Genomic DNA, 19,162 nt, shown 5'->3' with positions numbered 1-19,162 from the left:
CAGACTAGTCGTATGGCGATTGCTACCTGTGCGTTGTGTGGTCAGCAGGCGGAGTCGGAGGATGTGCCGCTGACCTGGATGACCTCGGTCGAGGACGGCCGCAAGCTGGTGTACTGCGACCGGTGTGCCCGGGAGAACGTCCGCAGCATCGAGGGGAAGCTCGACTCGGTCTACTGGTAGTCGTACCGGTCCGGCACGCGCATCGCAGGGCCGCCGACGTTCAGTCCGAGCGGCTCGGCGCGTCCCTTCGGCTCCTCCCACACCTCCTGCCGGCCGAGGACGGTGAGGTCAAGGTACCGGTAGCCGTTGTGGAAGTCCTCGATGCCGCGGCCGAACGTCGAGTAGGTGTGGAACACCTCGTCGTCGACGCGGAGGAACGTGCTGATCCCCGGCAGCTCCTCGCCGTTCATGTCAGCGGTCCACGGCCCGCCTGACCACGGCGTACCCTTCTCGTTCGCCAGCTGCTCCGGCGTGCGGTAGTGCAGCAGCACCGGCGCGACCCGGTCGTCCAGGGTGGCGTGGAAGTCGTAGTTGAAGTCGGTCCCGTACGACGAGTACCAGGGGAACGTCCAGCCCAGCCGCTCCTTGAACGCGGCGAGCTTCGGGTACGGCGCCCGCGACACCGCGACCAGTGACGTGTTGCGCACGTACAGCTGGCGCAGATGGCCGATCTCGTCGGCGGCCGACGAGCAGCTCGGGCACGCCTCGTCCCAGTCGGGGGCGAACATGAAGTGGTGGATGACCAGCTGGTCCCGCCCGTCGAACATGTCCAGCAGCCCGACGTCACCGTCCGGTCCCTCGAAGACGTACGGCTTGTCCATCCGGACCATCGGCAGGCGCCGCCGCTCCGCGTTCAGGCGATCCCTGGCTCGCGTCACCTCCTTCTCGAGCCTCAGCAGCTCCAGACGGGCGGCCAGCCACTCTTCCGCCGGCACGACCTCGGGCAGGTTTCCGAACGTCGTCATCGTTCGAAGATAGTCCCGGCCGGTGTCGATCTCAGAACACTTCGTCCGACGCAGAAGTGAGAACCCTCCTGTGGAAGGACCTGATCATGACCCTCACCGTCGAGGCGGACACCGTGGCGACCGGCCGGCGGCAGTGGATCGCGCTGGGCGTTCTGTGCCTGGCCGCGCTGCTCGTGTCGCTGGACCTGTTCGTGATGCTGCTGGCGGTGCCCGCAGTGACCGAGGCGCTTGGAGCGACCAGCAGCCAGCAGCTGTGGATCCTGGACATCTACGGGTTCATGGTGGCGGGCCTGATGATCACCATGGGCAGCCTCGGCGACCGGCTCGGCCGCCGCCGTCTGCTGCTGGTCGCGGCCTCCGTGTTCGGCGTCGCCTCGATCGTGGCGGCGTACTCGGTCAGCCCGGGCATGCTGATCGGCGCTCGCGCGGTGCTCGGTGTCGCCGGTGCGGCGCTCGCGCCCTGCACGCTGGCGCTGATCTCCACGCTGTTCCCGGACGAGCGGCAGCGGGCCACTGCCTTCGGCATCTGGGGCGGCTGCTTCACGGTCGGCGCGGTGGTCGGGCCGATCGTCGGCGGCGTGCTGCTGAACCACTTCTGGTGGGGCTCCGCGTTCCTGATCGGCGTACCGGCGATGGTTGTGCTGGTGGCGGTCGGGCCGTTCATCCTCCCGGAGTACCGGAACGAGCAGGCCGGGCGGATCGACGTACCGAGCGTCGTGCTGTCGCTGGCCGCGATCCTGCCGGCCATCCACGGCCTGAAGCACCTGGCCGCCCACGGCGCCGGAGTGCAGTCGATCGGAGCCCTGCTGATCGGCGGCGCCTTCGGCTGGATCTTCGTACGGCGGCAGCGGCGGCTGGCAGATCCGCTGGTGGACGTGCGACTCTTCACCCGGCGGACCTTCAGCGTCACGCTCGGCAGCATGACGGCGTACTCGATGCTGTCCGGCGGTGTGATGGTCTTCGTCGCGCAGTACTTCCAGCTGGTGAAGGGGATGACTCCACTGGCCGCCGGGCTGGCGCTGGTCCCGGGCATGGTCACGTCGACGATCGGATTCCAGCTCGCGCCGCGGCTGGCGCAGCGGATCCGCCCCGGCATCCTGATCCCGGCCGGCGTCGCGTTCACGGTGGCCGGGATGGCCGTGGTCAGCCTGACGACGTCGGCCACCGTGCTGGTGATCGCCTTCGCCGTCCAGTGCCTCGGGCCGGGCGCGCTGGTCACCCTGGGGACGAACCTCGTCATCGGGTCGGTGCCGCCGGAGAAGGCCGGCTCCGCCGGTGCGCTGACACAGACCGGCAACGAGTTCGGCTACTCCCTCGGTATCGCCATCCTCGGCAGCGTGGTCACCGCGGTCTACCGCAGCCGGACGGACGGCCGAGGCGGCAACTCGCTCGGCGAGCTGGTCAGCCAGGGCGCGCCGGCCGACGTACTCGACCAGGCCCGCGACGCCTTCACCTCCGGCCTCCACCTGGCCGCCGGGATCACCGCGGTGGCCCTGACGGCGATGGCGATCCTGCTGGCCGTCACGCTGCGCGTGCTGCCCGCGCTCAGCCGTCGGTGAAACCGGGCAGGAGCTCCTCCAGCACGGTGCGGAACGGGGCCTCCGCCTCGAGTTGGGACAGTACGGCGATGCCGCCGATCCAAACGCGGTGGATCAGCAGGTAGGACGGGGGGAGGTTGAGCCGGAGCGCGAGCGACGCGTTGGGCGACCGGAAGTCACTGGTCCGGTTCGCCTGCGCGCGCATCCAGGCCCGGCTGAACTGGAACGTCTCCTCCCGGGCCGGCTCCGCGAACGGGGCCAGGTAGTCCATCAGCTGCTCCGGGTCGATGTCCATCCGCGGCTTGATGAAGCCCTCGGCCTTCAGGCCGTCCCGGACCGCCTCCCCGTCGCCCTTCAGCGAGATCCGCAGCAGCCGGCCGATCGCCGGCGGCAGGCCGTCGGGAAGCCGCGCGCAGAGGCCGAAGTCGACCACGCCGAGCCGGCCGTCGGCCATCACCCGGAAGTTCCCCGGGTGCGGGTCCGAGTGCAGCAGACCGGCGTACTTCGGCCCGCTGAACATGAACCGGACGTACTTCAGCCCGATCGCGTCCCGCTCCTGCTTGGTGCCCTCGGTGATGTACGACGACAGCGGGCGGCCCTCGATCCACTCGGACACGATGACCGTGGGGGAGTGCTTGATGACCCGCGGTACGACGAACTCCGGGTGGTCCTTGAACGCGTCGGCGTACTGCTGCTGGGCCTGCGCCTCGCGGTCGTAGTCGAGCTCCTCGCCGATCCGCTCCTGGAGCTCGGCGACCAGCGGCTTCACCTCGAGACCGGGAACGATCGCCCCGATCGTCCGCGCGAACCGGCCCAGCTGCCGAAGGTCCGAGCGGAGCGCCTCCGCGGCGCCCGGGTACTGCAGTTTGACCGCGACTTCGCGGCCGTCCTTGAGCCGGCCGCGGTGCACCTGCCCGATCGACGCGGCCGCCGCCGGCAGATCGTCGAACTCCTCGAACCGGTCCCGCCAGCGCTTGCCGAGCTCCCGCGACAGGATCGTGTGCACGGTCGAGGCCGGCATCGGCGGGGCGGAGTCCTGCAACTTGGTCAGGGTGGCCCGGTACGGCGCCGCGAGCTCCTCCGGCATCGCGGACTCCATCAGGCTGAGCATCTGCCCGAACTTCATCGCGCCGCCCTTGAGCTCACCCAGGACGGCGAACAGCTGATCTGCGGTCCGGCGCTGGAACTCGGCGAACACGGCCTCGGCGGGCGCACCGCCGATGCGCTTGCCCAGGCCGACCGTGGCCCGCCCGGCGGCACCGAGCGGCAGGCTGGCAAGTTTCGCGGTCCGGCTCAGCGCCTTGCGAGGAAGGTCCGACACGTTTCCATTCTGTCCGGTCACCCAAGCGAGGACGAACCAGGGGCGGTGCCCGGCACAGACATCGTGCCGGACACCGCCCCTACGACGTGGTGCGTCAGGCCTTGCCGAGGATCCGGTTCAGGTTCGTACCGCACTCGGGGCACTTGGCCTTCGCCATGCGCGTGCCCTTGTCGTTGACCTTGACCTCGCCGTCGGCGGTGCGCTTGGCCTTGCACTTGACGCAGTAGAACTCGCCGCTCCAGGTCTCTGCCATGAGGGCCCTCTCCTTGCTTAATTCCAGCCCGGGGCCTCGCCCCGGGCAGTCGTTGGATGCTAACGGCAGACCGTCCTGCCGTAGGCCGTTCGGCCCAGTCGGGATTCACCCTACGGCCTCCTGGCTCAGGCTCAAGCGCACCTCGGGGTCCGCGTGCCGCCGGAATCCCCCGAGGAAAGCCCTTACCGAAACTTTCGCCCGCACGGAACAGGCTCCCGGTGATCCGCCTCCGGAGCTGCTCGGCTTCCCCTCCGAGCGGCCCCGGAGGCGGTCCGGGAGCCTGTTGGAGATGACGCTAGGAGCCGGCGGCCGCGCAGGCAAGCCCGCGTTGTCCACCCCTGTGGATAACTCTGTGCGCAACCTGTGGGACGCGCCGGTCGACGCTGTGGACGGGCGGGGGAACAGGATGTGAACAACGAGGGTCGGTGGGTTCAAAATCTGGCGTCTGACCTGCGGAAACGCCGATGCACAGGATGTGGACCGAAGAAAGTTGTCGGATTCGGGGGGTACATTTTTGAGCCATGGCCGACTCCCCACCGCGCTCGATCCCGCCGTACGTGGATATCCGTCGCAGCAAGCGCCGCAAGCGCACGGTCAGCGCGTACCGCGACGGTGAGCGGGTGGTCGTGCTGATGCCCGACCGGCTGTCCGCCGCCGAGGAGGCGCGCTGGGTCGAGACCATGCTGGCGCGGCTCGAGAAGCAGCGCAGCCGATCGCGCGTGTCGGACGAAAAATTGTTGGCCAGAGCACACGAACTCGCGTGTCGCCACCTCCCGGAAGTGCCCGAACCTGCGTCGGTGAGGTGGGTTTCGAACCAAAACAGACGGTGGGGATCCTGCACGCCGGCGGACAGATCGATCCGTTTGTCGACCAGATTGCAGTCGATGCCCGCCTGGGTCGTCGACTACGTGCTGGTCCACGAGCTGGCCCATCTGATCGAGCCGACCCACAACGCCACCTTCTGGGACCTGGTCCGCCGCTACCCGAAGGCCGAGCGCGCCGAGGGGTATCTGGAGGGCATCTCGGCCGCCTCCTCGCTCGACCTCGACGACTTCTGAGCTCCGGTCACCCTGGCCCGTACGGCGTACGAGAAAGGGAGGGGTAGGGCTGGCACCAGGGTGGGATGGGTGGCTTCCTCCATGGCCGCGACCGGTCGGCTCCAGCCAGGCTTTGACCCGTAGCCAGCGCCACGCCAGGGTCGCTGGGTGGGGTGCCCGAGGGGGCGCAGAGGGGCAGGGAAGCATGGCCAGGGGACAGATCACGGTACGGGCAGCGCGCTGGAGCGCCACCCATCCGTGGCGGGCGATCGCGATGTGGGTTGTCGTCGTGGCCGCCTGTTTCGCGCTCGGCTCGATGACCGGCACGAAGGAGTCGAAGAACGAGGGCGACATCGGTGAGGTGACCCGGGCGGACAACATCGTCAAGTCCGGCAACTTCGACGACCCGGACGTGGAGAGCGTGCTGATCACGGCGCCGTCCGGACAGCTCGACCAAGCCGCGGCGAACAAGGCCGCCGGCGTGGTGATCCAGCGCATGCGCGCCCTCGGTGGGGTCGCGGAAGTGGCGCAGCCGATGCCGTCGCCGAAGAAGGACGCGGTCATCGTCAGGGTCACCCTCAAGGACGCCGCCGAGGGGGCCGACTCCGATGCGCGGGTGCAACCGCTGCTCGACGCCACCGCCCAGGTGCAGAAGCAGTACCCGGATCTCCGGGTCGAAGAGGTCGGTGGACTGTCCATCGACAAGGCGCTCAACGAGACGCTGGGCAAGGACTTCAAACGGGCGGAGATGTTCAGCCTGCCGGTGACGCTGGCGATCCTCCTGATCGCGTTCGGTGCGCTGATCGCCGCTTCGGTGCCGCTGCTGCTCGCGCTGTCCGCCGTAGCCGCCGCGATCGGCTTGGCGGCCGCAGCCTCGCAGCTCGTGCCCGCGGTGGACGCGGTCAACAGCGTCATCCTGCTGATCGGTATGGCGGTCGGCGTCGACTACTCGCTGTTCTACCTCCGCCGCGAGCGTGAGGAGCGCGCCAAGGGCCGCGGTCACGTCGACGCGGTCGAGATCGCCGCGGCCACCTCCGGGCATGCCGTCGTGGTCTCGGGTACGGCGGTCATCATCTCGATGGCGGGGCTGTTCCTGGCCCGCGACGCGGTCTTCTCGTCCTTCGCGGTCGGCTCGATCCTGGTCGTCGCGGTGGCTGTCGTCGGTTCGCTGACGGTGCTCCCCGCGGTACTCGCGAAGCTCGGTCGGTGGGTCGATCGCCCGCGGATCCCGTTCGTGTGGCGGCTGACGGCGTCGAAGGGTCAGCCGCGGTTCTGGCCGACCGTGCTGAAGCCGGCGCTGAAGCACCCGGTCGCCACCCTGCTCGTCGCCGTCACCGCGTTGCTCGCGGTCGCGTCGCCGGCGCTGGGGATGCAGCTGAAGTTCCCGGGCACCGAGGACCTGCCCCGGACCACGTCGGTGATGAAGGCGTACGACCGGCTGACCGCGGCGTTCCCGAGCACCGGAACCAGCCACGAGGTCGCCGTCCGTGCGTCCGCCAACCAGCAGCCCGCGGTCAAGGCCGCGCTGGCCGAGCTGATGCAGCGCACGAAGGACGACAAGCTGTTCGCGTCCGACGGTCTCGAGGAGCCGCGATTCTCCAAGGACGGCACGGTCGCCACGCTCGAGGTGGCCACGCCGTACGAGGGCGGTAGCCAGCAGGCGCGCGACTCGTTGACCGAGCTGCGCAAGGACCTGATGCCGCAGACAGTGGGCAAGGTGCCGGGCGTCGAGTACGCCGTCGGCGGGTTCGTGGCGGCGGACGTCGACTATGCGGCGCACACGCGGGACAAGCTGCCGCTGGTGATCGGGTTCGTGCTGCTGCTGACGATGATCGTGATGATGGTGACGTTCCGCTCGGTGGTCGTCGCGGTCACCGCGATCGGGCTGAACCTGCTGAGCGCGGGAGCGGCGTACGGCGTCGTCACCGCGGTCTTCCAGAACACGTGGGCGGAGGGGTTGCTGCACTTTCGGTCGAACGGCGCGGTGGTGAGTTGGCTGCCACTGTTCCTCTTCGTGGTGCTGTTCGGCCTGTCGATGGACTACCACGTGTTCGTCGTCAGCCGGATCCGCGAGGCGGTACTGCGGGGCGTGCCGACCAAGCAGGCCGTTGCCGAGGGCATCACCGGTTCGGCCGGCGTGGTGACCAGCGCGGCAGCGGTGATGATCGGGGTGTTCGCGGTCTTCGCGACGCTGAGCACGCTGGACATGAAGCAGCTCGGGGTCGGGCTCGCGGTCGCGATCCTGATCGACGCGACGATCATCCGCGCGGTCGTCCTGCCGAGCGTGATGACCCTGCTCGGCGACGCCAACTGGTGGGCCCCGAAGTGGCTGAAGGGCAAGCGTGCCAAGCACGCCTCGCCGCTCCCGCCGGCACCGGAGGAGGAACGCGAGCTGACTCCCGTCGGCTGACGACAGGTCGGCCCCCGCGCGACGCCCCACCCGAAAACCATTCGGGTGGGGCGTCCGCCGTCGTGGAGGATGGGTCCATGCGAGCCGAGGTCCTGGGGGAGTTGGCGTCCGAGGTGCTGGCGGTCAGGCGATCGCATCCCGTCCGGGTGGCGATCGACGGATGCTCGGCGGCCGGCAAGACCACTCTGGCCGACGAGTTGGCCGACGCACTGCGAACTCGTACCGACCGCGAGGTGATCCGGGCCGGCATCGACTACTTCAAGCGAGCGCCGGAGCTGCGAACGGCGTACCCGATCGACTCGCCGGAGAGCTACTACTTCGACATGTGGGACTACGACGCAGTCCGCAACCAGCTCCTACTACCACTCGGGCCGGACGGCGACCGCCGCTACGTCGTCGCGGTCCGCGAGACCTCTGCACGCTCCGCCCTCGACTCACCAGTCCAAACCGCCACACCCGACGCGATCCTCCTCGCCGACGGCGCCTTCCTCCAACGCCCCGAGCTCGACGCGCACTGGGATCTCCGCATCTACATCCACGTCAGCTTCGACACCGTCCTCCACCGAGGCACCGCCCGCGACCAGGCCTGGATGGACTCGCCCGCAGCCGCCGAACACCGCTACCTGACCAGATACATCCCCGGCGAACGCATGTACGTCAACGAAATCCACCCCGCCGCCCGCGCCCAACTGGTGGTCGACAACGAGGACCCGGCGTGCCCGATCATCACGCGCCCCAGCAGTGAATCGGCATAAGGACAGGAGGTGTCGGGTGGCTCTCTAGTGCACCTGAGCGTGAGCATGTCCCGCGCGTACGCCGTCCCGCGGTGCACTACCTGTCGAGCTGCAGATCCCCCTCGTCAGCTCAGCTGCTGGCGGGCGCGGTGGGCGGCGGCTTTGACTCGGCTTTGGCATTGGGGGGAGCAGAAGCGGCGTTGGCCGTTCTTGGAGACGTCGACGAAGACGCGGTCGCAGTGGGGGGCCGCGCAGACGCCGAGGCGGCCGGCTAGGTCGCTACCTACGGCGAGTGCGAGACCGGCGGCGCAGCCGGCTGCCCAGCCGTTGGCCAGTTGTTCGTCGGGGCCGTGGAAGTGGAGGCTCCAGGGGCGGTCGCGGCCGCGGTCCAGTTGGGGGCGGGCGTTGGTGTCGAGGAGGAGGGCGTTGATCTCGGTGGCGGCCGCGTCCAGGTCGTCGGCTGCGGCGGCTTCGAAGACGAGCCGCATCCGGCCGGCCAACAGTCTGAGGCGCCGGGCGTCGTCGACCGGGACCGACTTGGGGGGATGGCCGATCGCGGTCAGAGCCTGCGCGACGGCTTCGGTGATCGCTTCGGGGTTGTCGGCGGGTGCGGCGTACGGGGCGCCGCCGGAGTACCCGGGGGTCAGCCGGTTCACGTACTCGACCGCGGCCGCCAGCACACTGCGGGCGTGACTATCAAAAGACACTTGACCAGTCATGGGCTCTCTCCCTAGGCTCTTGCGTGACCGATCATAACCATTTAGACAGTCATGGAGTCGCCATGAGTGCTGTTGTCACGCTGACCGGACCCTGGCGTGGATTGTCCCGGACTGTCTGGATCCTGGTCGTCGCCCGTGCGGTGAACCGGATCGGGGCGTTCACGCTGCCGTTCCTGGGCGTGGTGCTCACGGTCGAGTTCGGCGCTTCCCTCGCGCAGACCGGCCTGATCCTGGCGGTCTTCGGCGCCGCGACGATCCCGTCCCGGTTGCTCGGCGGCCAGCTCGCCGACCGTCTCGGCCGCCGCTGGACGATCGTCCTCGGGCTGACCGGCTGCGCGATCTCGCAGCTCTGGATCGCGGGGAGCCGCACGTTGTGGTCGGCGGTGCTCGCGACGATCCTGCTCGGTCTCGCGTTCGAGATCTACGAGCCGCCCAGCCAGGCGATGATCGCCGACGTCACCGAGCCGTCCGACCGTCCGGCAGCCTACGGTCTCTACAGCGCCGCGCTGGCCGCGGCCGGAGTCCTGGCCGGCTTGCTCGCGGCCGCGATCAGCCACGTCGACCTCCGCTGGCTGTTCGTCGCCGACGCGATCACCTGCCTGTCCTGCGCGGCACTCGTCGCTGTCGCACTGCCCGCCGGCGAACGCCGGGGAGGACGGCCCCTGCCGGCCCGCTCTGATGCGCGCGCCGAAACGCTGCTGGAAGGGCGCGGCGATCTCGCAGCCGGCGGCTCCGCCTGGCGTGACAGGAGGTTGTTGCTGCTGCTCGCTGGCGGCACGATCTTCGCCACCATCTACATGCAGATCATCATCGGACTGCCGCTGACCTTGCTCGAGCAAGGGCTCCCGAAGTCCGGCATCGGGATCATCCTGGCCATTTCCGCCGTCACCCTGATCGCTGCGCAACGACTGCTCCGCGTGCAGCACCTCGACGACTTCCGATCCATCACCGTCGGCTACGTGCTGCTCGCTGTCGGCCTGGTCGTCTGTGCGGTCGCGGGAAACCTGGCGGTCTTCGTGATCGCCTCGATCCTCTGGAGCCTCGGCGACCTGTTTCTCCTGACCCGCTACCTCACGCAGGCCTCGGGGCTCGCGCCCGACGAGGCCCGCGGCCGGTACCTGGCCGTCTTCGGACTGAGCTGGGGGATCGCGACCACGATCGCCCCACTCGTCGTCACCCAACTCCTCGACAGAACCGGCCCGACCGGTCTGTGGCTCACCAACGCGGCAGTCGCTGTCGCACTCGCCGCACTCCAGCCGTGGTTCAGGAAGAGACTGGCTCCAGCCTGACGGTCAGACCCTTCGCGACCGGCGTGTTGCTGCCCTTCGCGACGTCGTCGGCCGACATCAGCACGTTGGTCTCCGGGTAGTACGCCGCCACGCAGCCGCGCGCGGTCGGATAGGACACCAGCCGGAAGTGCGACGCCCGGCGCTCGACACCGCGGAACTCGCTGACGATGTCGACGTACCCGCCGTCCTCCAGACCGAGCTCGGCCAGGTCGTCCGGGTGCACGAAGACGACCTCGCGGGTCCCGTGGATGCCGCGGTACCGGTCCTCAAGGCCGTAGATCGTCGTGTTGAACTGGTCGTGGCTGCGCAGGGTCTGCAGGAGCAGCCGGCCGGGCTCGGTCGGCAACCAGACCAGGTCGTTCGCGGTGAACTGCGCTCGCGAGTCGGACGTCTTGAACTCACGCTTGTCCCGCGCCGCGTGCGCGAGCAGGAAGCCGCCGCCATTGGCCTGCAGACGATCCTCGAAGTCCTCGTAGCCGTCGGCCACCCGGCCGATCCGCCGCCGGATCAGGCTGTAGTCGTCGGCGAAGTCGGCCCACGGAATCTCCCCGACATCCGCTACGACGGCCTGCGCCAGCCCGCAGATGATGCCGATCTCCGACTTCATCTCCGGACCGGGAGGAATCAGATTCCCGGTCGAGAGGTGTACGGCGCCCTGGGAGTCCTCGACCGTGACGGACTGCGGACCGGCCGGGGTGTGGTCGTGGTCGGTGCGCCCGAGCGTGGGAAGGATCAGCGCCTCGCGGCCGGTGATCGTGTGCGACCGGTTGAGCTTCGTCGACACGTGCACGGTCAGATCGCATTCCCGCAGACCGCGATGCACGACCTCGGTGTCCGGGGTCGCGGACGCGAAGTTCCCGCCCATCGCGACGAACACGCGGACGGCGCCCTCGCGCAGCCGTTTCACCGTCTCCGCCGCGTCGATGCCGTGCTCGCGCGGCGAGGTGAAGGAGAACTCGGAGTCGAGCTTGTCCAGGAACGCGTCCGGCATCTTCTCCCAGATGCCCATGCTGCGGTCGCCCTGCACGTTCGAGTGGCCGCGGACCGGGCACGGACCCGCGCCCGGCTTGCCGATGTTGCCCTGCAGGAGGAGGACGTTGACGATCTCGCTGATCGTCGCGACCGCCTCGCGATGCTGCGTCAGGCCCATCGCCCAGCAGATCACCGTCGCCTTGGACTTGATGAACCGCTGGGTGAGCTCCTCGATCTCGGCCCGGCGGAGCCCGGTCGCCTGCTCGACGGCGGGCCAGTCGAGCTCGGTGTTGTGCTTGGCGTACAGCTCGAACCCGCTGGTGTGCGCGTCGATGAACGACTTGTCCAGCACCGTGCCCGGGGCGGCCGCCTCGGCCTCGAGCAGAAGGTGGCCGATGGCAAGGAACAGCGCCTGGTCGCCGCCGATCCGGATCTGCAGGTGCTGGTCGGCCAGCTTCGTGCCCTTGCCGAGCCAGCCGCGCGGGGCCTGCGGGTTCTTGAAGTTCATCAGGCCGGGCTCGGGCAGCGGGTTGACCGCGACGATGTCGCCGCCGTTGCGCTTGGCGATCTCGAGGTGGCTGAGCATCCGGGGTGCGTTGGTGCCCGGGTTCTGGCCGACGACGACGATCAGCTCCGACTCTTCCAGCATCTCCAGCGTGACCGCGCCCTTGCCGCTGCCGATCACCTTCGACAGCGCGGTACCCGAGGACTCGTGGCACATGTTCGAGCAGTCGGGCAGGTTGTTGGTGCCGTACGCGCGGACGAAGAGCTGGTAGAGGAACGCGGCCTCGTTGCTGGTCCGGCCGGAGGTGTAGAAGACGGCGTCGTCGGGGTCGACGAGGGCCTTGAGGTGGCGCGCGACGACCTGGAACGCCTCGTCCCAGCCGACCGGCTCGTAGTTGGTCGCGCCGGCCCGCAGCAGCATCGGCTCGGTGATCCGGCCGAGCTTGCCGAGGTCGAACTCGGAGATCTCGTTCATCGCGTCGACGGTGTGCTCGGCGAAGAACGCGCGCGGCACCCGTTTGCGGGTCGCCTCCCAGGCGACGGCCTTCGCGCCGTTCTCGCAGAACTCGGCCGCGTGCTTGCGTTTGTGGTCGGGGTCCGGCCAGGCGCAGGACGGGCAGTCGAACCCGCCGTCCTGGTTCATCTTCAGGAAGACCTTGCCGGTCCGAGCGGGGCCCATCTCCCGGAAACCGAACTTGAACGACGAGAGCACCGCCGGGACGCCCGCGGCCTTCTTCTTCGGATGTTCGATATCGACCATGTTTCAACAATAGATCCAGCTATCGGCACCTGCAGGTTTGATAGGCACAGTTGTGGATAAGTGGCGTGTCGGCCCATGCGGTCCGGGTGAGTTGTGTGGTCGCATCCCATAGTGCCCCGGAGTCGGGATTTCTACAGTCATCGGCCATGGAGACCCGTCGAGCCCTCGTCACCGGTGCCGCGTCAGGCATCGGCGCCGCCTGCGCGCAACGCCTGGCGGCGGACGGAGTCCAGGTGGTGGCAGTCGATTTCGACCAGGACGGGCTGGACGCACTGGACGGTGTGGACACGATCGTCAGCGACCTGTCCGACCTGGAGCGGCTGGCCGACCTGCCGACCGACATCGACATCCTGGTGAACAACGCCGGCGTACAGCAGGTCGCTCCGGTCGAGCAGTTCCCGCCGGAGCGGTTCAGCTACATCATCCGGCTGATGCTGGAGGCGCCGTTCCGGCTGATCCGGCAGACGCTCCCACACATGTACGGCGCCGGCTGGGGTCGCGTGGTGAACATCAGCTCGGTGCACGGGCTCCGCGCCAGCCCGTTCAAGGCGGCGTACGTCGCGGCCAAGCACGGGCTGGAGGGGCTCAGCAAGGTCGTCGCGCTGGAAGGCGCCGCGCACGGGGTGACCAGCAACTGCGTCAACCCGGCGTACGTGCGGACGCCGCTGGTCACCGCACAGCTGGCGGATCAGGCCGCGACGCACGGCCTGTCCGAAGCAGAGGTGCTGGACAAGGTCCTGCTCGAGCCGGTCGCGGTGAAGCGGCTGATCGAACCGGCCGAAGTGGCGGAGCTGGTGGCCATGCTGTGCGGCCCGGCATCCGCCTCGATCACGGGGAGCTCGTTCGTACTCGACGGCGGCTGGACCGCCCACTAACACCGCCCACTAACTCAGGAGCCCGCCCAATGACAGCTACAGAACCGGTCCGCACCCGTACGTCGATCGTCCGGGTGGTGGGCGCGAGTCTCGTCGGTACGACGGTCGAGTGGTACGACTTCTTCCTGTACGGCGTCGCCGCATCGGTGGTGTTCGGCGACCTGTTCTTCCCGAAGGGCGAGGAGCTCAGTGGGACGTTGCTGAGCTTCGCCACCTTCGCGGTCGGCTTCCTCGCGCGGCCGATCGGCGGCGTGGTGTTCGGGCACTTCGGTGACCGGCTCGGACGCAAGCAGCTGCTGGTGCTGTCGCTGCTGATGATGGGGCTCGCCACGTTCGCCATCGGCCTGCTGCCGACGTACGCGCAGGTCGGTGCGCTCGCACCGGTCCTGCTGACGGTACTGCGGCTCATCCAGGGCTTCGCGCTCGGTGGTGAGTGGGGTGGCGCCGTACTGATCGTGTCCGAGCACGGTGACCCGGCCCGGCGCGGCTTCTGGGCGTCATGGCCGCAGGCCGGTGCGCCGGCGGGCCAGTTGATCGCGAACGGCGTACTGGCCGGGCTGGCGGCGTTCCAGTCGGACGCGGACTTCAACGCATGGGGCTGGCGCATCCCGTTCCTGCTGTCGGCGGTACTTGTGCTGGTCGGGTTGTGGGTGCGGCTGCGGATCGAGGAGTCACCGGTGTTCCAGGAGGCGCGGGCCCAGCAGGAGCCGGCGGACAAGCTGCCGTTGCTCGAGGTGCTCACGAAGTACCCACGTGAGGTGCTGACGGCGATGGGCGCACGGATGGCGGAGAACGTCAGCTACTACATCTTCACGATCGTCATCGCGACGTACGCGAAGGAACACCTGGGGATGGGCAAGTCCTTCGCGCTGAACGCGGTACTGATCGGTGCTGCCATCCACTTCTTCGCGATCCCGGCATGGGGTGCACTATCGGACCGCGTCGGCCGGAAGCCCGTCTACCTGGTCGGCGCGTTCGGGGTCGGCGTGTGGGGCTTTGTCTTCATCGCCCTCGTAGACACTCGCAACTTCGCACTGGCGACTCTTGCCGTGACTGTCGGGCTGATCTTCCACGGCGCGATGTACGGACCGCAGGCCTCCTTCTTCACCGAGCTGTTCGGGACGCGGGTGCGGTACTCCGGTGTCTCGGTCGGCTACCAGCTCGCGTCGATCATCGCGGGCGGTCTGGCGCCGTTCATCGCGGTGGCGCTGCTCAAGGCGTACGACTCGGGCTACGCGATCGCCATGTACGTCGCAGCGTGTGCGGTGATCTCGATCGTCGCAGTGACGTCGTACTCCGAAACGCACCGTCGAGACCTCACTACTCTGTAGGCCATGGAGGAGCTGCTGCGGCTGCTGGCCGAGGATGCGCCCGGGAGCGAGCTGGCCCGGGCAGCGGGCGAGGACGCGGTGGCACGCGACCTCGCCCTGCGCATCCGGGCGAGCATGGACGCCAGCAAGAAGCGTGAGGCCGAGCTGTCCGCGCTGGTCGACGTGGCCCGGGAGCTAGCGTCGGCCCGCGATCCGGGCGGCGTGCTCGACACCATCGTCCACCGCGCCCGCACTCTGGTCGGCACAGACGTCGCGTACCTGACGCTGTACGACGAGTCCCGCGGCGACACGTACATGCGGGCCACCGACGGCTCCGTGTCGGCCGCCTTCCAGCAACTCCGGCTGCCTCTGGGCGCTGGACTCGGCGGACTGGTCGCGGAGACGTACAAACCGTACTGGACCGCGGACTACCCGTCCGACCGACGCTTCCGCCACACCATGCCGATCGACGACGCGGTCAGCGAGGAGGGGCTCGTAGCGATCTGCGGTACGCCGCTGATCGTCGACGGAGCGTTCGTTGGCGTGCTGTTCGCGTCCAACCGGACACGGCGGCCCTTCAGCCGCGATGAGGTGTCGCTGCTCGGCTCGCTCGCCACACTGGCCGCAGTGACGATCGTCCAAGTCCGTGCGGCTGCGGAGACAGCGGCCGCGCTGGACCAGGTGTCTGCCGCGCACGCCGGTGTCGAGCACGCTGCGGCCGCGCATGACCGTTTCGCGGACATCGTGTTGTCCGGCGGCGATGTGGACGCCATTGCCGCCGCACTGGCCGAGCTGCTCGACGTGTGGGTCGTACTGGTCGATGCTGCTGGCAACGAACTTGCTGTTGCCGGAGCAGTGCCTGAGTCGGTGCCCTGGCAGGAGTCCGAGTCCGGTCGGTTGACTCGAGTGGGGGACTGCTGGGTGGTCGCAGCTACTGCCAAGGGCGAACGCCTCGGTGCGCTCGTGATCGGCGGCGCCGACGACTTGCCCGGCGCAGACCGGCGCATCGTCGAACGCGCAGCCGTCGTCACCGCACTGGTTCTGCTCTTCCGCCGCCAGGCCGCTGAGCAATCGCAACGCGCACAGGCAGACCTGCTGGCCGACGTACTGAGTGGGAGTGCCGATCCGCGCACGCTGACCGATCGACTCCGATTGCTGGCGCCAAACCATCGCCACGACCACCTGGTCGTCGCAGTGTGCCGCGGCGACCACACCGCCGTACGCGCACGGCTGTCCGCACCACTGGAGGACAAGCTGGTCCTATCTGGTCCGTACGGCGGCGATCTCGTGCTGTTGTTCGCTCGTACGACGCCTGGTAGTGCGGCACGCGATCTGGTCGAAGTAGCCAAGCGTGGTGGCGTCACGATCGCTGTCACGGGCCCTGCGACCTGGGGTGAGCCTCTGGTCGACGCCCACCGCCAGGCCGCTCGACTGGTCGCCACCATGCTCCGTCTGGGCCGGACGAGCGAGTCCGCCACACCTGACGACCTGGGTGTTGCTGGACTCGTCGGCGCCTCGGACGTCGACGTTCGCAGCCATGTGCACCACGTGCTCGGTCAGGTCCTCGACTACGACACCCAGCGCGGCACCGACCTCATCGGTACGCTCCACGCCTACTTCGCAGCAGGCCAGAGCCCGACCCGTGCAGCAGCGTCGCTCCACATCCACCCCAACACCGTCCAGCAAAGACTCGACCGCGTCACTGCCCTCCTCGGCGAGGGCTGGCAGTCCCCGGACCACTCACTGGACATCCAGGTAGCGCTCCGCCTCTACTCCGCCCTCGGGTGACCTACGGCACCAGGACGACCCGGCCGCGCACACCTCCTGCGGCAACGCGCTTGTAGGCGATCGCTGCCTCGTCGAGGCCGTAGGTGTCGGCGACCCGCGTGGAGAGGACGCCGGCTTCGACCAGACCTACAAGTTCTTCCAGGTCCGCCCGGTTGGTGTGGATGAACAGCTGCTCCACGGTGATGCCGCGGAGATGGGGTGGTCGCGGGCCAGGTTGCACGTGGATGTGCCGACCGCCATTGCGTACGGCCTCTTGTGCGCCGATTCCGACCACGGCGGCGTCGACCACACCGTCCACGCCGGCCGGCACGATCCGCCGTACCGCTGCAGCCAGGTCCTCGTTGCGATCGACGAAGTGGTCCGCGCCGAGGCGCCGTACCAGCTCTTCATCGCGTGCTCCGGCGCTGGCGATGACTGTCAGACCACGGTGCTTCGCCAGCTCGACGGTGTACCCACCGACGCCGCCGGCGGCTCCGGTGACGAACACAGTCTGTCCCTGCAGTGACCTCACGGCCTGCAGCGCGGTCAGACCGTTGAGTCCGAAGGTCGCCGCCTTGGCGAGGTCCAAGCCTTCCGGTGCGCGTACGACGGCGTCGACGTCCAGCACGACGTACTCCGCGTGCGCCTTGAGACTCCGGCCCAGCAAGTCCGCCACGCCGACCACGGTCTCCGCCGGTGCCTCGGTGTCGGGTCCTACCGCATCCACAGTGCCTGCGACGTCCCAGCCGAGCCCGAACTGCTCGCGAGCGGCAGTCAGCCCGAACTCCACCGCCAGCCCTGCGCTGACGGCGAGGTCCACCGGGTTGACCGCGGCTGCGGCCACCTTGATCCGCAGCTGGCCCGCGGCCGGCTCGGGTACGTCGGTCTCGATCAGCTCGATCGCGTCCGGCCCGTCGAGGCGGCGGGCGACGAGTGCGCGCATATCGTTCACTCCTTGTCATTTGAGGGTCGGCACCACTGTGGGAGAGTTACTCTCTATCGGGAAGTACGCACTTTGGAGTGCCTACCGCACGACGAGGAGAGCCATGCCCACCCGCACCGCGGCGCAGGTCCGCGAAGAAGCAGCCCGCGAGTACGACGCGTTCCTGGCGACCTGTCCGGCGCGGCAGCTCCTCGACCGCATCAGCGACAAGTGGGTGACGCTGATCCTCACCGCACTCGCCGACGGCCCGCTGCGGTACTCCGACCTCTCGCGGCGCATCGCCGGTGTCAGCCAGAAGATGCTGACGCAGACGCTCCGTTCCCTCGAACGCGACGGCCTGCTCACCCGCTCGGTCACGCTGTCCGTCCCGGTGCGCGTCGACTACGAACTCACAGCGCTGGGCGACACGCTGATGCCGCTCATCGCCTCCATCAAGACTTGGGCCGAGGACCACATGCCCGAGGTGAACGCGGCCCGCACCTACTACGACAACGTAAGCACGCACGCATGACCGGCGACCGCCGCGTCGTGGTGGTTGTCGTACCGGCTGTCGGCACCTGGGCGCCGCCCGGACGGGATCCCGACGCATGGCGCTTGGCGCTGGCCGAGGACACGTACGAAGTTCTCGCCGGCCTGGACCGCGTCGAGGTAGCGGTCGCGGTCGCGGGTGCAGACGAGGAGGCGGTCGCCGAGGTCAGTGCGCTGACCTGGCCGGGCACACCGACGTACGCCGTGGATCCCGCTCGCCCCGTCCTGCATGCGGTGGAGCTGGCCGGTCCGGCAGCCGCCGTTGTTGCGGTCTCGCACGATGTGCCCGATCTCCCCGGCCTGCTGATCGGCAAGCTGTTCCGTGCACTCAGCACTGCCGACATCGCTGTCACTCCCGCCGAGGACGGCACCCTCGCGGCGATCGGCGTCAACGTCCCGACCGCTGACTGGGTGTCCGAGACCGCACCTGTCTTCGACACCGCGCTGTCCGAGCTCGAAGCCCGCAAGCCGCGCCGGCACGCTGTCGCGATCGGTCCGGGCTGGCATCGGCTCCGATCGGCCGCTGACATCGCGCGGCTGGATCCCGGCCTGGAGGGCTGGGACGCGACCAGGTCGCTGTTGCGTCGTTCCTGAGGCTTGTCGGCCGAACGGCCGACAGCTGTCGGCCGGGTGGCCAGGGACGTCGGCCGTTCACCCGCTGTGACACCTGGCTCGCAGAGACGAGTCTTTGACGCGGCAGCAGCATCATCCGGGGGGATGTGTGAGGCGGATTCGGCTGGATTTACAGGGGTCGAGCTGAGTCTTCGTTCGCGGCTGCCGCGCCTGGACCCCGTCTCCGTCGCTTGCCGGAGCATCTGTAAAGGAAGCTGTATGAACTACCCGCTTCGGGCCTTCGTCGCCCGAACAGTCCGTCGTGCCCGCAACCGCACCGACCGGACCCGCAGGAGAAACCAGTCCGGATTCACCCTGATCGAGCTGCTCGTCGTGATCGTCATCCTGGGCGTGCTGTCCGGGATCGTCGTGTTCGCCGTCTCGGGCATCCAGGACCGCGGTAACGCGGCCGCCTGCAAGACCGACAAGAAGAGCGTGGAGGTCGCCGTCGAGGCGTACTACGCGAAGAACGGCGCCTACCCACCCGCCGGCGACCCGGGCTGGCTCGAGCTGACCGTCGGCGTCAACCAGCTGCTGCGCAGCCGCCCGGCCGGCGACGGCTACACCATCACCCTCGGCATCAACGGTCTGGTCACCGCGAGCGGCGCCTGCACCTGAGTCACGG

At 68.8% G+C, this 19,162-nt stretch carries 18 protein-coding genes; 12 read left to right on the top strand and 6 right to left on the bottom strand.

Going from position 1 to position 19,162, the window contains the following annotated elements; translation table 11 throughout:
- Positions 1–12 precede the first annotated feature (12 nt).
- Positions 13–180 (top strand): hypothetical protein, encoded by a 168-nt coding sequence (locus tag ACIA58_RS34980; RefSeq protein WP_396408129.1) that lies wholly within the window; start codon positions 13–15, stop codon positions 178–180.
- Here ACIA58_RS34980 and ACIA58_RS34975 read toward each other — a convergent pair.
- Entirely contained in the window at positions 171–965 is a 795-nt protein-coding gene (locus ACIA58_RS34975; RefSeq protein WP_396408128.1) for a DUF899 domain-containing protein, read from the bottom strand. The genes ACIA58_RS34980 and ACIA58_RS34975 overlap by 10 nt on opposite strands.
- Positions 966–1,051: 86 nt before the next feature.
- Between ACIA58_RS34975 and ACIA58_RS34970 the strand changes: the two genes are divergently transcribed.
- On the top strand, positions 1,052–2,524 hold the full coding sequence (locus tag ACIA58_RS34970) for an MFS transporter (RefSeq protein WP_396408127.1): 1,473 nt from the start codon (positions 1,052–1,054) through the stop codon (positions 2,522–2,524).
- Here the strand turns inward: ACIA58_RS34970 and ACIA58_RS34965 are convergent.
- A complete protein-coding gene (locus ACIA58_RS34965; protein ID WP_396408126.1) occupies positions 2,511–3,824 on the bottom strand; it encodes an ABC1 kinase family protein in 1,314 nt (437 codons plus the stop codon). The genes ACIA58_RS34970 and ACIA58_RS34965 overlap by 14 nt on opposite strands.
- Before the next feature lie 94 nt (positions 3,825–3,918).
- Positions 3,919–4,077, bottom strand: coding sequence for a DUF5679 domain-containing protein (locus tag ACIA58_RS34960; RefSeq protein ID WP_012922897.1), 159 nt, complete (start codon positions 4,075–4,077; stop codon positions 3,919–3,921).
- Positions 4,078–4,598: 521 nt separating this feature from the next.
- Between ACIA58_RS34960 and ACIA58_RS34955 the strand changes: the two genes are divergently transcribed.
- The 3 genes from ACIA58_RS34955 to ACIA58_RS34945 all read left to right on the top strand — a co-directional run bounded on the left by ACIA58_RS34955 (position 4,599) and on the right by ACIA58_RS34945 (position 8,279).
- Positions 4,599–5,135 (top strand): M48 family metallopeptidase, encoded by a 537-nt coding sequence (locus ACIA58_RS34955; RefSeq protein WP_396408125.1) that lies wholly within the window; start codon positions 4,599–4,601, stop codon positions 5,133–5,135.
- 184 nt (positions 5,136–5,319) lie between these two features.
- On the top strand, positions 5,320–7,524 hold the full coding sequence (locus tag ACIA58_RS34950; RefSeq protein ID WP_396408124.1) for an MMPL family transporter: 2,205 nt from the start codon (positions 5,320–5,322) through the stop codon (positions 7,522–7,524).
- A 77-nt stretch (positions 7,525–7,601) separates the two neighbouring features.
- Positions 7,602–8,279: a uridine kinase gene (locus ACIA58_RS34945; protein ID WP_396408123.1), complete on the top strand. Its 678-nt coding sequence runs from the start codon at positions 7,602–7,604 to the stop codon at positions 8,277–8,279.
- A gap of 104 nt (positions 8,280–8,383) precedes the next feature.
- On the opposite strand, the gene ACIA58_RS34940 is transcribed toward ACIA58_RS34945, so the two are convergent.
- Positions 8,384–8,977, bottom strand: a complete 594-nt coding sequence (locus ACIA58_RS34940; RefSeq protein ID WP_396408122.1) for a CGNR zinc finger domain-containing protein — start codon at positions 8,975–8,977, stop codon at positions 8,384–8,386.
- A gap of 62 nt (positions 8,978–9,039) precedes the next feature.
- Between ACIA58_RS34940 and ACIA58_RS34935 the strand changes: the two genes are divergently transcribed.
- The gene (locus ACIA58_RS34935) at positions 9,040–10,266 is read left to right on the top strand and encodes an MFS transporter (protein ID WP_396408121.1); all 1,227 of its coding nucleotides are present in this window, start codon (positions 9,040–9,042) and stop codon (positions 10,264–10,266) included.
- Here ACIA58_RS34935 and ACIA58_RS34930 read toward each other — a convergent pair.
- Complete coding sequence (locus ACIA58_RS34930; RefSeq protein ID WP_396408120.1) at positions 10,241–12,502, bottom strand: FdhF/YdeP family oxidoreductase; 2,262 nt, start codon at positions 12,500–12,502, stop codon at positions 10,241–10,243. The two genes, ACIA58_RS34935 and ACIA58_RS34930, sit on opposite strands and share 26 nt — an antisense overlap.
- 146 nt (positions 12,503–12,648) lie before the next feature.
- Between ACIA58_RS34930 and ACIA58_RS34925 the strand changes: the two genes are divergently transcribed.
- From ACIA58_RS34925 to ACIA58_RS34915, 3 genes are read left to right on the top strand one after another with little or no spacing between them, the layout of a single operon-like run.
- A complete protein-coding gene (locus tag ACIA58_RS34925; protein ID WP_396408119.1) occupies positions 12,649–13,377 on the top strand; it encodes a 3-hydroxybutyrate dehydrogenase in 729 nt (242 codons plus the stop codon).
- Positions 13,378–13,406: 29 nt separating this feature from the next.
- Positions 13,407–14,708 carry an MFS transporter gene (locus ACIA58_RS34920; protein ID WP_396408118.1) on the top strand — a complete coding sequence of 434 codons (1,302 nt, stop codon included), beginning with the start codon at positions 13,407–13,409 and terminating at the stop codon, positions 14,706–14,708.
- Between the two features lie 3 nt (positions 14,709–14,711).
- Complete coding sequence (locus tag ACIA58_RS34915) at positions 14,712–16,475, top strand: helix-turn-helix domain-containing protein (RefSeq protein WP_396408117.1); 1,764 nt, start codon at positions 14,712–14,714, stop codon at positions 16,473–16,475.
- A 1-nt stretch (position 16,476) separates the two neighbouring features.
- Here the strand turns inward: ACIA58_RS34915 and ACIA58_RS34910 are convergent, their stop codons facing one another.
- Positions 16,477–17,397: an NADP-dependent oxidoreductase gene (locus tag ACIA58_RS34910; RefSeq protein WP_396408116.1), complete on the bottom strand. Its 921-nt coding sequence runs from the start codon at positions 17,395–17,397 to the stop codon at positions 16,477–16,479.
- A gap of 103 nt (positions 17,398–17,500) precedes the next feature.
- On the opposite strand from ACIA58_RS34910, the gene ACIA58_RS34905 reads away from it, so the two are divergent.
- From ACIA58_RS34905 to ACIA58_RS34895, 3 genes are all read left to right on the top strand, one after another.
- Positions 17,501–17,908 carry a winged helix-turn-helix transcriptional regulator gene (locus ACIA58_RS34905; protein ID WP_396408115.1) on the top strand — a complete coding sequence of 136 codons (408 nt, stop codon included), beginning with the start codon at positions 17,501–17,503 and terminating at the stop codon, positions 17,906–17,908.
- Entirely contained in the window at positions 17,905–18,519 is a 615-nt protein-coding gene (locus ACIA58_RS34900) for a DUF2064 domain-containing protein (RefSeq protein ID WP_396408114.1), read from the top strand. The genes ACIA58_RS34905 and ACIA58_RS34900 overlap by 4 nt, the downstream gene beginning before the upstream one ends.
- 237 nt (positions 18,520–18,756) lie before the next feature.
- The gene (locus ACIA58_RS34895; RefSeq protein WP_396408113.1) at positions 18,757–19,155 is read left to right on the top strand and encodes a type II secretion system protein; all 399 of its coding nucleotides are present in this window, start codon (positions 18,757–18,759) and stop codon (positions 19,153–19,155) included.
- Positions 19,156–19,162: the final 7 nt, after the last annotated feature.

Source organism: Kribbella sp. NPDC051586 (genome assembly GCF_044453965.1).
Classification (GTDB): Bacteria; Actinomycetota; Actinomycetes; order Propionibacteriales; family Kribbellaceae; genus Kribbella.
This window is presented reverse-complemented; position numbering and strand designations above follow the sequence as displayed.

Coding starts and splice junctions, on each gene's coding strand:
- ACIA58_RS34940 (WP_396408122.1), bottom strand. CDS start 8,977: ATGACTGGTCAAGTGTCTTTTGATAGTCACGCCCGCAGTGTGCTGGCG.
- ACIA58_RS34975 (WP_396408128.1), bottom strand. CDS start 965: ATGACGACGTTCGGAAACCTGCCCGAGGTCGTGCCGGCGGAAGAGTGG.
- ACIA58_RS34925 (WP_396408119.1), top strand. CDS start 12,649: ATGGAGACCCGTCGAGCCCTCGTCACCGGTGCCGCGTCAGGCATCGGC.
- ACIA58_RS34980 (WP_396408129.1), top strand. CDS start 13: ATGGCGATTGCTACCTGTGCGTTGTGTGGTCAGCAGGCGGAGTCGGAG.
- ACIA58_RS34895 (WP_396408113.1), top strand. CDS start 18,757: ATGAACTACCCGCTTCGGGCCTTCGTCGCCCGAACAGTCCGTCGTGCC.
- ACIA58_RS34910 (WP_396408116.1), bottom strand. CDS start 17,397: ATGCGCGCACTCGTCGCCCGCCGCCTCGACGGGCCGGACGCGATCGAG.
- ACIA58_RS34955 (WP_396408125.1), top strand. CDS start 4,599: ATGGCCGACTCCCCACCGCGCTCGATCCCGCCGTACGTGGATATCCGT.
- ACIA58_RS34950 (WP_396408124.1), top strand. CDS start 5,320: ATGGCCAGGGGACAGATCACGGTACGGGCAGCGCGCTGGAGCGCCACC.
- ACIA58_RS34905 (WP_396408115.1), top strand. CDS start 17,501: ATGCCCACCCGCACCGCGGCGCAGGTCCGCGAAGAAGCAGCCCGCGAG.
- ACIA58_RS34935 (WP_396408121.1), top strand. CDS start 9,040: ATGAGTGCTGTTGTCACGCTGACCGGACCCTGGCGTGGATTGTCCCGG.
- ACIA58_RS34960 (WP_012922897.1), bottom strand. CDS start 4,077: ATGGCAGAGACCTGGAGCGGCGAGTTCTACTGCGTCAAGTGCAAGGCC.
- ACIA58_RS34970 (WP_396408127.1), top strand. CDS start 1,052: ATGACCCTCACCGTCGAGGCGGACACCGTGGCGACCGGCCGGCGGCAG.
- ACIA58_RS34900 (WP_396408114.1), top strand. CDS start 17,905: ATGACCGGCGACCGCCGCGTCGTGGTGGTTGTCGTACCGGCTGTCGGC.
- ACIA58_RS34945 (WP_396408123.1), top strand. CDS start 7,602: ATGCGAGCCGAGGTCCTGGGGGAGTTGGCGTCCGAGGTGCTGGCGGTC.
- ACIA58_RS34915 (WP_396408117.1), top strand. CDS start 14,712: ATGGAGGAGCTGCTGCGGCTGCTGGCCGAGGATGCGCCCGGGAGCGAG.
- ACIA58_RS34930 (WP_396408120.1), bottom strand. CDS start 12,502: ATGGTCGATATCGAACATCCGAAGAAGAAGGCCGCGGGCGTCCCGGCG.
- ACIA58_RS34920 (WP_396408118.1), top strand. CDS start 13,407: ATGACAGCTACAGAACCGGTCCGCACCCGTACGTCGATCGTCCGGGTG.